The sequence below is a fragment of the Lysobacter claricitrinus genome (assembly GCF_045866565.1).
GTDB lineage: Bacteria > Pseudomonadota > Gammaproteobacteria > Xanthomonadales > Xanthomonadaceae > Cognatilysobacter > Cognatilysobacter claricitrinus.
On the sequence record NZ_BAAFZV010000002.1, the window covers coordinates 914084 to 926783 of the forward strand.

General features: G+C 68.4%; 11 protein-coding genes. 7 read left to right on the forward strand and 4 right to left on the reverse strand.

What is annotated here, in order from left to right:
• Position 1 precedes the first annotated feature (1 nt).
• Both ACKTTN_RS09070 and ACKTTN_RS09075 read right to left on the reverse strand, forming a co-directional pair.
• Entirely contained in the window at positions 2-3322 is a 3321-nt protein-coding gene (locus ACKTTN_RS09070) for a hybrid sensor histidine kinase/response regulator (RefSeq protein ID WP_407909525.1), read from the reverse strand.
• Between the two features lie 166 nt (positions 3323-3488).
• On the reverse strand, positions 3489-5717 hold the full coding sequence (locus tag ACKTTN_RS09075) for a TonB-dependent receptor (protein ID WP_407909526.1): 2229 nt from the start codon (positions 5715-5717) through the stop codon (positions 3489-3491).
• A gap of 167 nt (positions 5718-5884) precedes the next feature.
• Between ACKTTN_RS09075 and ACKTTN_RS09080 the strand changes: the two genes are divergently transcribed.
• Complete coding sequence (locus ACKTTN_RS09080; RefSeq protein WP_407909527.1) at positions 5885-7288, forward strand: GntP family permease; 1404 nt, start codon at positions 5885-5887, stop codon at positions 7286-7288.
• A gap of 12 nt (positions 7289-7300) precedes the next feature.
• Here ACKTTN_RS09080 and ACKTTN_RS09085 read toward each other — a convergent pair whose 3' ends face one another.
• Together ACKTTN_RS09085 and ACKTTN_RS09090 are read right to left on the reverse strand one after the other, a co-directional pair.
• Entirely contained in the window at positions 7301-8125 is an 825-nt protein-coding gene (locus ACKTTN_RS09085) for an amidohydrolase (RefSeq protein ID WP_407909528.1), read from the reverse strand.
• Positions 8126-8132: 7 nt separating this feature from the next.
• Complete coding sequence (locus ACKTTN_RS09090; RefSeq protein WP_407909529.1) at positions 8133-9281, reverse strand: pyridoxal phosphate-dependent aminotransferase; 1149 nt, start codon at positions 9279-9281, stop codon at positions 8133-8135.
• A 56-nt stretch (positions 9282-9337) separates the two neighbouring features.
• On the opposite strand from ACKTTN_RS09090, the gene ACKTTN_RS09095 reads away from it, so the two are divergent.
• From ACKTTN_RS09095 to ccmE, 6 genes are all read left to right on the forward strand, one after another.
• Positions 9338-9823, forward strand: coding sequence for a DUF3293 domain-containing protein (locus ACKTTN_RS09095; RefSeq protein WP_407909530.1), 486 nt, complete (start codon positions 9338-9340; stop codon positions 9821-9823).
• Positions 9824-9855: 32 nt separating this feature from the next.
• Entirely contained in the window at positions 9856-10494 is a 639-nt protein-coding gene (ccmA, locus tag ACKTTN_RS09100) for a heme ABC exporter ATP-binding protein CcmA (protein WP_407909531.1), read from the forward strand.
• Positions 10491-11177, forward strand: coding sequence for a heme exporter protein CcmB (ccmB, locus tag ACKTTN_RS09105; protein WP_407909532.1), 687 nt, complete (start codon positions 10491-10493; stop codon positions 11175-11177). Before ccmA ends, ccmB begins: the two co-directional genes overlap by 4 nt.
• Positions 11178-11274: 97 nt before the next feature.
• A complete protein-coding gene (ccmC, locus tag ACKTTN_RS09110; protein ID WP_407909533.1) occupies positions 11275-12024 on the forward strand; it encodes a heme ABC transporter permease CcmC in 750 nt (249 codons plus the stop codon).
• A complete protein-coding gene (ccmD, locus tag ACKTTN_RS09115; protein WP_407909534.1) occupies positions 12021-12191 on the forward strand; it encodes a heme exporter protein CcmD in 171 nt (56 codons plus the stop codon). The genes ccmC and ccmD overlap by 4 nt, the downstream gene beginning before the upstream one ends.
• A complete protein-coding gene (gene ccmE, locus ACKTTN_RS09120; protein ID WP_407909535.1) occupies positions 12188-12691 on the forward strand; it encodes a cytochrome c maturation protein CcmE in 504 nt (167 codons plus the stop codon). The genes ccmD and ccmE overlap by 4 nt, the downstream gene beginning before the upstream one ends.
• Positions 12692-12700 lie beyond the last annotated feature (9 nt).

A 12700-nucleotide genomic window follows, 5' to 3' on the forward strand; every position in this document is an offset into this window, starting at 1 on the left:
GTCAGCCGGTCGTCGCCAGCGGACGTTCGCCTGCGACCACCAGGCGATCGAGCATCGACTTCAGCGCGAGTGGCTTCAGCGGCTTGGCGAGCAGGTGGTAGCCGCAGTCTTCGACGCGGCCGCGCACCTCGGCACTCGCATCCGCGCTTACGACGAGCGTCGGTCGCGCACCGAAACGGCCTTCGAGCAGGCGCGCGACGTCGGGGCCGGTGTCGCCGTCGTCGAGGTGATAGTCGAGCAGCCACAACGCAGGATCGATCGACTCGCAGGCAGCGATCGCCTCGCGGCGGTCGCGCGCCGCGGCGACCTCGCAACCCCAGCGTTCCAACAGCGCGCGTGTCGCCGACAGCGCCGCGGGGTCGTTGTCGAGCAACAGGACACGCAGCCCGGCGAGACGCTGCGGAATGGCCGGCACCGGCGCGCGATGCGGCGTTGCGGTTGCATCGAGCGTGATCGCGAACATGGTGCCGCGGCCCGGCATGCTGCGCAGACCGAGCGGCGCATCCAACAGCGCCGCGATGCGGTCTGCGATGAACAGACCGAGGCCCAGCCCCTGCCCCGGCGCGTCGTCGCCGCGGCGGAACTCTTCGAAGATCTCGCGCTGCCGCGCAGGCGCGATGCCCGGACCGGTGTCGTGCACCTCGACGCGCACAGCCTTGTCGACGCGACGTGCGCCCAGCAGCACGCTTCCGCCCGGCGTGTAGCGCACCGCGTTGGCGAGGAAGTTCTGGAGGACACGGCGCAGCAGTTGCGGATCGGTGCGCACCCACGCCGCGCTGCGTACGTAGCGGAAACGCAATCCGCGCGCGGCGGCGATCGCCTGGAACTCGGACGCGAGCGGGTCGAGTACCTCCGCCAGCGCGAATGGACGCGACTGCGGCACCAGGCCGCCCGCCTCGAGGCGCGACATGTCGAGCAGGCCCGACAGCAATTCGACAGTGGACTCCAGCGCCCCGTGCACCTGCGCGACTGTGCCACGCTGCTTCGGATCATCGAGTCCGTCACCCAGCGCGTCGACAAACAACTGCGCAGCGTGCAGCGGTTGCATCAGGTCATGACCGATCGCGGCGAGGAAACGGCTCTTGGCGTGATTCGCGCGCTCGGCTTCGCGCGTTGCGACCTGCAGTTCGGTCGTGCGTTCGGCGACGCGCTGCTCCAGCGTCTCGTTCGCGAGCAACAGCCCCGCTTCCGCGCGACGGAACGCGGTGACGTCCGTAAACGTGGCGACGAAGCCACCGCCCGGCATCGGATTGCCGCGGATCTCGATGATGCTGCCGTCCGGCAGAACGCGTTCGGACAGGTGTGGCGTGCCTGCACGCATGAAGGCGAGGCGTCGATCCAGCGCGCGCTCGACGTCCACGTCGAATGCGAGGCCGCGCATCGCCCAGCGCGCGAGATCCGCGATCGGCCGACCGACACGCAACAATTCGTCCGGGAAGCCGAACAGTTCCGCGTAACGGCGATTCCACGCGACCAGCCGCAGCTCCGCATCGACCACGCTGATGCCCTGGCTCATGTTCTGCAACGCGGCCTCGAGTACGCGCTGGTTGAAGCGCAGGTCGGCCGATGCTTCGCCGACGATGGTCGCGACCGTTTCAAGATCGCGCGATTCGCGGCGCACCGCATCGAGCAGCACGCGCGCGGACGCCGCGCCGAGGACGCCAGCAAGCTCGCGCTCGACGCGCTCCTCGACAGGCCCAGGTACCGGCCCCGCACCGACACCCTGCAACAGCTGCGCAACGCGCTCGCGGGGCAGGAAGCGAAGGCCGGCGGCGCGCAACGTCGCTGCGTCGAGTCCGCGATACGCGCGTCGCGGCGCACCGCTCCACGACGCCGCGCCGATCAGCGTCGCGCAGGTGCCGATGAACAGGCTAGCGCCGACGGCGCGGCCGAGTCGCGTCCAACCCGTCAGGCCGAACAGCCCGTCGGGCGACAGCCACGAAAAACCGAACGGGCCGTGCGCGATGACATCGGCGGCGAGGAACGACGGCGCCACCAGCACCCACGCCCATGTCGCGAAGCCCACGACGATGCCGACCATCGCTGCACGCGGTGGCGTCTGCGGCCGCCACACCGCGAATGCGAGCGCGGGTGCGAGCGTCGCCAGTGCCGAAAACGACACCGCGCCGACGTCCGCCAATGCTTCGCTGCCCGCGATGACGCGGCTGTACGCCCACGCCAGCAGCATCACCACCACGATGCCGGTGCGTCGCAACGCGAGCACGCTGCCGCTGAGGTCGCCATGGTCGCTGCGGTTCCACGCGCCGCGCAGCAGCCCCGGCGCGAACCAGTGGTTGCCGATCATCAGGCTCAGGCTGAGCGTACTGACGACGACCATGCCGGTCGCCGCACTCAGGCCACCAAGGAACGCCGTCAACGCGAGGCCTTCGTGGCCCTGCGACAACGGCAGCGCGAGCACGTAGAGATCCGACGGCACGCTGTTGCCGAGCAACGCCGCACCCGCCCGCGCGAGTGGCAGCACCGGAAGGGCGATCAGCAACAGGTACACCGGGAACAGCCAGCGCGCCGTGCGCACGTGGCGCTCTTCCTGGCATTCGACAACGGCGACATGGAACTGGTGCGGCAGGATGAACATCGCCAGCGCGCCGAGCACCACCAGCGGCGCGAAACCGCCGGTGGTCGCCGGCGGCGGCGGCGGCACCGCGACGTGCGACCCGTGGAGGCCGAACAACACGAACGCGCCGACCGCCAACATCGCGCCGAGCTTGAACACCGATTCCAGCGCCATCGCGAACACGAGCCCGCGGTTGTGTTCCGTCGCCTTGGCGTGGCGCGCACCGAACAGGATCGCGAACACGGCGAGCACGATGGCGACGTACAGCGCGCTGTCGCGCCACAGCGGCCCGCCGCTCGCGACGCGCCCCGCCGACAGTGTCGAGAAACTCATCGCCACGGCTTTCAGCTGCAGCGCGATGTAGGGCACGAGGCCGAGCGCGACAACCAGCGTCACCGTCGCGGCGAGCCAGGCGTCCTTGCCGAGTCGCGTGGCGATGAGGTCCGCGAGCGACGCGGCATTGGTGTCGCGTGCGAGACGCGCGAGCCGCAGCATCACACCGATGCCGAGCCCGTACAGCAGGATCGCGCCGACGAAGGTCGGCGGCACCGGCCAGCCATAGCGCGCGGCCTGGGTGACGGTGCCGTAGAAAGTCCACGACGTGCAGTGCACCGCCAGCGACAGCGCGTAGATGTAGCGCCAGTGGCGCGCACCGAATGCCGGCCGGCGCTCCGCGTGCAGCGCCGCAGCGAACATCAGGCCGAGCCATGCGAGGCTCGCGGCGGTGACGATGCCGGCGTTCAACATCGCGGTGTAGTGGACATGGATGGTGCGGACTCGCGTGCGTCGCGGGCGGTCGTCCCCTGCCCTGCGAGCTTAGTCGCCGCCGCACCGCGCTGCACGCATCGCGCATAAAAAACGACGACGGACCCAGAGGGCCCGCCGTCGTGGCTCCGACCGCCTTCGGCGTCGGTCAGAAGTCGTACCTCGCGGTCAGCGAATACTGGCGCGGCGGGCCGTAGAAGCCCGTGAGGACGCCGTACGCCGCGATGTTGTAGCCGGTGGTGCGGTACTCGGTGTCGGTCAGGTTGGAGCCCTGCAGCGACAGCGACCACGCATCGTTCATCTTCCAGATCACGCCGGCCCCGACAAGGCCGTACGCGCCCTGGCGGATGGCCGGGCTCAGGTCGGTCGTCGGCCATACCGCCGTCTGGTACGCGTAACCGACGCGCGCCGAGATGTCGCCGCCATTGTCGAGCGGCGTATGCCATTCCACGTTCAGCGCGCCCGAGAAATCGGGTGCATTCGTGAACTTCTGGCTGTCGGCGACGTTGACACCCGCGGTGATGAACTCGTCGTACTTCGCATCGAGCCACGCCAGGTTTCCGCTGATCGCCCAATGCTGCGTCGGCAGCCACTGGTATTCGACTTCGAGGCCCTGCACGGTGCCCTTGCCCGCATTCGTGAAGTCACCGAAGAAGCTCTGCGAACCGTTCGGCAACGTGTACGAGGTGAAGACCGAGAGCTGGATGTCCTTGTAGTTGTTGTGGAAGTACGCGAGGTTGAGGAACAGCGAGTCGTCGAGCAGTGCCATCTTGCTGCCGAGCTCCAGGCTGTCGACCGACTCGTCGTCGAACGGTTCGCCCGAACGCGGCACCGCCGTGGTGTTGGCGCGGATGTTGTAGCCGCCGGACTTGAAGCCGCGCGACGCCAGCCCGTAGACCATGATGCCGGGCGTGATCTGGTAGTCGAGCGACACCTTGGGCGAGACGTTCTTGAAGTTGACGGTCTTGTCGAAGTTGGCCGCCGTGCCCCACGACGTCGTGTAGCTGCCGTTGGTGTAGAAGCGGTTGAGCGCAACCGCGTGCTTGTCTTCGTCGGTATAGCGCGCGCCGACGTCGAGCTTGAGCTGCTGGGTGAGGTCGAACGTCCAGTCCGCATACGCCGCGAACGACTTGGTGTTGACGTAGCCCTGTGTGTCGCCGAACAGGGGATTGGTGAGCGACGTCGCCAGCAACGGGTTGTAGAAGTGGTTGAGCACCTGGCCGCCGGCGTCGCCGTTGAACCAGTACAGCCCCATCACGCCGCGCGCGCGATGGCCGGCGTCGTAGTTGAGCTGGAATTCGTTGCTGACCTGGTTGTCGAAGTAGAGCGCATGCACGTCGACCAGCGGCAGCGGCGTGGTGTCGAAGTCGATGTTGGTGTCGGTATCGGACTCGCGCTTGGCCACGACGTACTTCAGCGCGAAGTCGTCGTTGAGCTTCCAGTTCACCGTCGCCGACAGGCCCTTCATCTGCGTGTCGTTGACGTTGCCCATGCCGCTGCGGATGTCGTAGCGGTCGCTCATCGGCGGATACGCGGGCGCGAGCGGATTCGGCGCCAGCATCTGCGCGCCGCGCACGCCGGACTGGTCGTCCATCCAGTCGAACGCGAAGCGGACGTCGAAGTTGTCGCCGGCGAACGCGCCGAGCTCGAAGCGGGCCGCGTTGATCTCCTTGTCGGTGACATCCTGGCCGGTGTAGAGGTTGGTGCCGAAGCCGTCGCGATTCATGCTGGCGACGGAAACGCGGCCGCGCAGGCCGCTGTCGTCGCCGAACAGCGGGCCGCCGATGCCGGCTTTCACGTCCAGCTGGTTGTAGTTGCCGATCGTGATCGAGCCGAAGCCGTCGACCTGCCTGGGCAGGCCACGCGAGATGTACTTGATCGCGCCGCCGATTGTGTTCTTGCCGTACAGCGTGCCCTGCGGGCCGCGCAGCACTTCGATGCGATCGACATCGAAGACGTCGAGCAGTGCGCCCTGAGGACGCGCCATGTAGACGTCGTCGAGATAGATGCCGACGCCCGGATCGACGCCCCACAGCGGATCGGCCTGGCCGACGCCGCGGATGTAGGCGGTGACCGTGCTGGTCGAACCACGCGCGGCGTAGATCGTCAGGTTCGGCACCTGCGCATCGAGGTCGGCGAGGTCGCGCACGTTGAGCTTGTCGAGCGCTTCCGGCGTGAACGCGGTCACCGCGACCGGCACTTCCTGCAGCGTTTCCTCGCGCTTGCGCGCGGTGACCGTGATCTGGTCGAGCTTGCGCTCGGCGGTCGGGTCCGACGTCGTGCTGGCGGTCGTGTCCTGCGCCCACGCCGTCGGCGCGAGCAACGCGCAGCTGATGGCGAGGCAGAGATGTGTACGGCTGACGTTCTTGCGGCGCATCGTGGAACTCTCCCCAGTGACCGGATGGCGTGATCGCACGGCGGACCACGCCGCGATGCCGTGCACGGTAGTCGGCGTCCAGCGCGGCCGGCAGTTGTACGTTCGGACAATGCCGGTGCGGTGGAGGCTCCGGATACTGGCGCGCATTCCTGGGGACGAGAGCCTAGATGGCCTTCCTGATCGTGCTGGCGGCGCTGGCCTTCCTGATGTTCGTGGCCTACCGGGGCCATTCGGTAATTCTTTTCGCACCCGTGGCGGCGCTAGGCGCGGTGCTGCTCACCGATCCATCGCTGGTGCCGCCCATGTTCACCGGCCTGTTCATGGACAAGATGGTGAGCTTCCTCAAGCTCTACTTCCCCGTCTTTCTGCTGGGCGCCGTGTTCGGCAAGCTAATCGAGCTGTCGGGTTTCTCGCGCTCGATCGTTGCCGCGACCATTCGCGTGGTGGGCGCGCAGCGCGCGATCCTGTCGATCGTCATCGTGTGTGCGCTGTTGACGTACGGCGGCGTGTCGCTCTTCGTCGCGGTGTTCGCGGTGTATCCGTTCGCCGCGGAACTCTTCCGCCAGAGCGACATCCCCAAGCGCCTGATCCCCGGCACGATCGCGCTCGGCGCATTCACGTTCACGATGGACGCGCTGCCCGGTACGCCGCAGATCCAGAACATCATCCCGACGACGTTCTTCGGCACGACCACGTGGGCCGCGCCGATTCTCGGTTCGCTCGGCGGCCTGTTCATCCTCGTTGTCGGCCTGCTCTATCTCGAGTCGCGACGTCGCAAGGCGGCCGCCGCGGGCGAAGGCTATGGCGACGCGGCGACGCTGCTGAATGAGCCCGTGCGCTTCGAGGGCGATCGCCTTGCGAGCGCGTGGATCGCGCTGCTGCCGCTGGTGCTGGTCGGCGTCGCCAACCGCGTGTTCACCGCATGGATTCCCGGCTTCTACGGCACGTCGACCTCGTTCGACCCCGCGGTGATCGGCGACGCCGCGCCCGTCGTACAGGACGTCGCGAAGGTCGCCGGCGTGTGGGCGGTCGAAGGCGCGCTTCTGGTCGGCATCGTGAGCGTGCTGGCGCTCGCATGGCGGCCGGTGGTGTCGCGCTTCGTCGAAGGCAGCCGCGCGGCGATCGCCGGCGCGTTGCTGGCATCGATGAACACCGCGTCGGAATACGGCTTCGGCGCGGTGATCGCGGCGCTTCCGGGCTTTCTCGCCGTGTCGAACGCGCTGTCGTCGATTCCGAATCCGCTGGTCAACACCGCGGTGACGGTGACATCGCTAGCGGGCATCACCGGTTCGGCTTCGGGCGGCATGGGCATCGCGCTGGCGGCGATGGCGCAGCAGTTCGTCGCGCAGGCGAACGCGGCCGGCATTCCGATGGAGGTTCTGCATCGCGTCGCCGCGATGGCGTCGGGCGGGATGGACACACTGCCGCACAACGGCGCGGTGATCACCGTCCTGGCGGTCACCGGCCTCACGCATCGACAGGCCTACCGCGACATCTTCGCGGTCACGCTGATCAAGACCGCCGCGGTGCTGGTCGTGATCGCGCTGTACTACCTCACCGGCCTCGTCTGAGGCCGGCGACGGTCACAGCAGCTCGAAACGGTCGGCATCCAGCATCGCGGGGAAGCGCTTGCGATAGGCGTCGAGTTCGCCGAGGAACAACGTCGTGGTGGTCACGACTTCCATGTCCGCGCATTCGCTGAGCGGATTGCCGACGAAATCGATCACCGCGCTGTCGCCGGTGTAGTGGTGCCCGTTGCCGTCGGTGCCGACGCGGTTCACGGCAGCGACGTAGCAGAGGTTTTCCATTGCACGCGCGCGAAGCAGCGTGCGCCAGGCATGGCCGCGCACGCCTGGCCAGTTGGCGACGTAGAGCAGCAGGTCGTAGTCGAGCCCATTGCTACGCTCGACGTCGAACCGATTGCGCGAGAACACCGGGAAACGCAGGTCGTAGCAGACCAGCGGACAGATGCGCCAACCGCGCCACTCGAGCACCAGGCGGTCGCGGCCGGCGCTGTAGCGCTCGTGTTCGCCGGCGTAGCGGAACAGGTGACGCTTGTCGTAGTGGCGCACCTCGCCATCGGGCGTGACGAACAGCAGGCGGTTGCTGACGCCGGCGTCGGTGCGCAGTTGCACGCTGCCCGTAACCGCCGCGTCGAGCTGCTTCGCCCAGTCGCGCATCCACTGCACGGTCGGGCCGTCCATGGTTTCGGCGCGGTCGATGGCGTCGTTCGAGAAGCCGCTGGTGAAGGTTTCCGGCAACACGACGAGATCGGTAATGCCGCGCAGCGCGCCGATCAACCCGCCGTAATACGCACGATTGGCTTCCGGGTCGTGCCAGCGCGTGTCGCCCTGGACGAGGCTGACGCGAAGCGGGTCGCGGCCGTCGATGACGTGGTCGGTCGACATGGTGTCCTCAGAGCGCCTGCAGCCGCGCGATGGCGGCGTCGAGCGTGGTTTCGTTCTTGGCAAAGCACAGCCGCGCCAGGCGCTGGCCGGCGGGCGGCGTGCCGTAGAACGGGGAGAGCGGGATCGCGACGACGCCCTTTTCGATCGTGAGCCAGCGACAGAATTCGGCGTCCGGCAGGTCGCTGACGGCGGAATAGTCGACGAGCTGGAAGTAGCCACCGGGCACCGGCAGCGGACGCAGCTTGGTCGTCAACAGTTGCTCGCGGAAACGATCGCGCTTGGCCTGGTAGAACGCGCCGAGCTGTTCGTAGTGCTCGGGCTCGGCTTCGATCATCTCCGCGAACGCGAACTGCGCCGGGGTGAAGGTGCAGAAGGTGTTGTACTGGTGCACCTTGCGGAATTCGGCCGACAGCGCGGCCGGCGCGATGCAGTAACCGATTTTCCAACCGGTGCAGTGGTAGGTCTTGCCGAAGCTCGACACCACGAACGCACGCTTGCGGAGTTCGGGATAGCGCAGCGCCGACTCGTGGCGGCGACCGTCGAAGATGATGTGCTCGTAGACCTCGTCGGACAGCAGGTAGATGCCCGTGCCGTCGAGCAGCGCGATGAGCTGCTGCATGTCGTCCGCCGACCACATCGCGCCCGACGGGTTGTGCGGCGAATTGATCATGATCATCCGCGTGCGCGGGGTCACAGCGGCGCGGATCGCCGGCCAGTCCGGTGCGAACGTTTCGGCATCGAGTGCGACATGCACCGCGACACCACCGGCGAGATCGATCGCGGGCTCGTAGCAGTCGTAGCAGGGATCGAGCACGATGACTTCGTCGCCCGTGCGCACCACCGCGTGCACCACATCGAAGATCGCTTCGGACGCGCCGGACGTCACCGTCACTTCGGCGTCCGCATCCGGTCGGTATCCGTAACAGCGCTCGGTCTTGCTGGCGATCGCGGCGCGCAGCGGCGGCACGCCGGTCATCGGCGAATACTGGTTGCGGCCTTCGCGCATGGCGCGGTCGAGTGCTTCGACCAGGCGCGACGGAACATCGAAGTCCGGAAAGCCCTGCCCGAGATTCACCGCGCCGTGTTCGACAGCGAGTTGCGACATCACGGTGAAGATGGTCGTACCGACCTTGGGCAGCTTGGTCTCGGGCGTCATTCGCGCGGGGCCTCTCGAAGGGGCCACGAGTTTACGTAATGGAGGGACATGGCGGCATGAGCGATGACGGGACGAACGACAGCGCAACGCGGGACGATCCGGTCGCGCTTGCACGTGCATTCGCGAGCGCCCGCTACCAGGCGGACCTCGGCGGCGAGCCCATCGAATTCGGTGTCGGCGAGCGCGTGCCGGAGATCGAATCGCGGCTGCCCGCGTCGAGCTATGCATTCATCACCGCGTGGAACCCGGACGCGGAATCGCAGCCGGTGCGCGAGAACGCGGCGTCCGACGATGCGCTGGTCGCGCGCATGGACGCGCTGGGCGTCGACTACCGGCGCGCGCGGGCGCAGGCGCCCGACGGCGGGCACCGCGAGGCGGGTTGGCTGGTGGCCGGCCTCGACCCGGTCCGCGCGGATGCGCTCGGTCGCGAATTCGACCAGGCCGGCATCCTCGCCTGGCTAGCCGGCGAACCGGTGCGGCTGCACATGCTGATGCCGAAACCGCCCGGCGCCGACCTGCAGCAGGTCGACTGGATAGAATGAGCGGCCGCGGCCATCGGCCGTCCGACACGCCGATGCCCGACGCACCCCACCCGCCGCTGCTCGACGCCACCGGACTGCGCTTCTCCCGCGACGACGAACCCGTCTTCGGGCCGCTCGACCTGTCCGTCGACGTCGGTGAAGCCCTGCTCGTGCAGGGCGAGAACGGCGCCGGCAAAACGACGCTCCTGCGCGTGCTCGCCGGCCTGCTCCGCGCCGACGCCGGCGAGGTCCGCATCCACGGCCGCCACGCGACGCCCGCCGAACGCGCCGGCGTGATCGGCTATGTCGGCCACCTGTCCGGGCTCAAGGGCGACCTGTCGGCGCTGGAAAACCTCGACTGCATGGCCGGGCTGCAGGGCCGACGCGCGAGCCTCGACGCCGGCGAAGCACTGGACCTGGTCGGCCTCGCCGGCTACGAGGACCAGCTCGCCCGCCAACTCTCCGCCGGCCAGCGCAAGCGACTCGCGCTCGCCCGCCTGTGGCTGTCGCCGTGCCCGCTGTGGCTGCTCGACGAGCCCTACGCCAACCTCGACCTCGAAGGCATCGAGCTGGTCAACCGCCTGATCCGCCTGCATCTGGACGACGGCGGCGCCACGCTGCTCACCACCCACGGCGCCTACGCCGCGCCCCCGGTTCGGACACGACTGCTGCATCTGGAGCGGGCGTCGTGAGCCGCGGCCCCGGACTCGCTACGTCGGCCGCCGCGCTGATCCGTCGCGACGCCCGCCTGCTCTGGCGCCGCCGCAGCGATGCGCTGCAGCCGGCGATGTTCGCGGTGCTGGTCGTGGTGCTGTTCGCACTGGCGCTCGGCACCGAGGACAAGCTGCTGCCTAAGGTCGCCAGCGCCGTGCTCTGGCTGGCCGTGCTCCTGGCCGGCCAGCTGTCGCTCGACAGCCTGTTCCGATCCGACGCCGAGGACGGCTCGCTCGAGCAGTGGATGCTCGCGCCGGTGCCGCTGCCGTGGCTGGTGCTGGTCCGGACCGCGATGCACTGGGCGACGTCCGCCCTGCCGCTGCTGGTCGCGACGCCGGTTCTCGGCTTGCTGCTACACCTCCCCGGCGACCAGCTGCCGGTGCTCATGGCGTCGCTCGCGCTGGGTACGCCGCTGCTGAGCCTGATCGGTGCGGTGGTGGCCGCGCTGACCGTCGGAATGAAGCGCTCCGGTATACTTGTCGCCCTGCTGGCCCTGCCTCTTTACGTGCCGGTGCTGGTGTTCGGCGCAGGAAGCGTCGTCGCCGCCTCGCAGGGGCTGGACCCGACCGGTGCGCTGCTGCTGCTCGGTGCCGGACTGGTCGCCAGCCTGCTGCTTGCCCCGGTCGCCGCGGCCGCCGCGCTGCGGATCGCCCTGAACTGAGGCCCTTCGAATTGAGCCCGATCAAGTGCTCTCCGGCGATCGTCCGGGATACTTTCCCGCACGCATCGACCGGCGCCCCGCTCGCCCCGACGTCCGCATGAATCCGCTGGTCCGCTGGTTCCACCAACTCGGCTCGCCGCCCTACTTCGACCGCTTCGCCGCGCGCTGGGCGCCGTGGGGTTATGGGCTTGGCCTGCTCGCCATGCTGGTCGGCGTCTACGGCGCGCTGTTCACGGTGCCGGCCGACTACCAGCAGGGCGACAGCTTCCGCATTCTCTACATCCACGTGCCGTCGGCGTGGATGTCGATGGCCGCGTTCGCCGCGATGGCGTTCTACGCGGCCATCGCCCTGATCTGGCGCATCAAGCTGTGCGAGATCCTCGCGATGGCCTGCGCGCCGATCGGTGCCGCGTTCACGCTGATCACGCTGCTCACCGGCTCGATCTGGGGCAAGCCGATGTGGGGCACGTGGTGGGACTGGGACCCGCGCCTGACCACCGAGCTGATCCTGCTGTTCCTCTATCTCGGCGTGATGGGCATCTACGGCGCCATCGACGACCGCCGCATCGCCGCGCGCGCCGCATCGTTCCTCGCCATCGTCGGCGTGGTGCTGCTGCCGATCATTCATTACTCCGTGGTGTGGTGGAACTCGCTGCACCAGGGCCAGACGATCCGCCTGTTCGGGAAGTCGTCGATGGACCCGTCGATGATGGCGCCGCTGGTGTGGATGGTGATCGGCACGCACGTGTGGTTCATCGGCGCACTGCTTGCACGCGCACGCGCGGACAACCTTCGTCGCGAGGCCGGCAAGCAGTGGGTCGCGCAGGCTGCCGGAGGTGCGCGATGAACTACGCGAACTATGTCGCCGCGGCCTACGCCGTATTCGCCGTCGTGCTCGGCTGGGATTTCCTGTCGACGCGCATCCAGATCCTCCGCCACCTTCGCGCCGCCAGGCGACGCGAATCGCGCGACGCCGCGCGCGCGCGCCCGAAGCGCTCCATGGAAACGCAATGAACCCGATCCGTCGTCGCCGCATGCTGTGGCTCGTCGCGCTCGTGCTGGGCGCCGGCCTCGCGGCCACGCTCGTCGCGATGGCGCTGCAACGCAATGTCGCCTACCTCTACACGCCGTCGGAAATTTTCGGCGGACAGGCCGGTGCGCAGGTGCGCGACGGCGCGACCAAGTTCCGCCTGGGGGGGATGGTCGCGCGCGGCTCGTTCAAGCGCGCCGAAGGCTCGATGGAAGCGCACTTCGATGTCACCGACGGCGATCGCGTGATGCCCGTCGTCTACACCGGCATCCTTCCCGACCTGTTCCGCGAGGACCAGGCGGTGATCGCGACCGGCCACATGCAGGGCGATCGTTTCGTCGCCGAGCAGGTGCTGGCCAAGCACGACGAGACCTACATGCCCAAGGAAGTCGCCGAGAAGATGGGCAAGGCGCACCGCAAGCACGACGTGGCCGCCGGCTCGCCGCCCGCGTCGCAGTCGGCGCCCGCCGAAGCCATGCAGTGACCGGAGGTT

Bases quoted from the DNA above. Each gene is read 5' to 3' on its own strand.
- ACKTTN_RS09070 (WP_407909525.1), bottom strand. From the start codon at position 3,322: ATGTTGAACGCCGGCATCGTCACCGCCGCGAGCCTCGCATGGCTCGGC.
- ACKTTN_RS09075 (WP_407909526.1), bottom strand. From the start codon at position 5,717: ATGCGCCGCAAGAACGTCAGCCGTACACATCTCTGCCTCGCCATCAGC.
- ACKTTN_RS09080 (WP_407909527.1), top strand. From the start codon at position 5,885: ATGGCCTTCCTGATCGTGCTGGCGGCGCTGGCCTTCCTGATGTTCGTG.
- ACKTTN_RS09085 (WP_407909528.1), bottom strand. From the start codon at position 8,125: ATGTCGACCGACCACGTCATCGACGGCCGCGACCCGCTTCGCGTCAGC.
- ACKTTN_RS09090 (WP_407909529.1), bottom strand. From the start codon at position 9,281: ATGACGCCCGAGACCAAGCTGCCCAAGGTCGGTACGACCATCTTCACC.
- ACKTTN_RS09095 (WP_407909530.1), top strand. From the start codon at position 9,338: ATGAGCGATGACGGGACGAACGACAGCGCAACGCGGGACGATCCGGTC.
- ccmA (WP_407909531.1), top strand. From the start codon at position 9,856: ATGCCCGACGCACCCCACCCGCCGCTGCTCGACGCCACCGGACTGCGC.
- ccmC (WP_407909533.1), top strand. From the start codon at position 11,275: ATGAATCCGCTGGTCCGCTGGTTCCACCAACTCGGCTCGCCGCCCTAC.
- ccmD (WP_407909534.1), top strand. From the start codon at position 12,021: ATGAACTACGCGAACTATGTCGCCGCGGCCTACGCCGTATTCGCCGTC.
- ccmE (WP_407909535.1), top strand. From the start codon at position 12,188: ATGAACCCGATCCGTCGTCGCCGCATGCTGTGGCTCGTCGCGCTCGTG.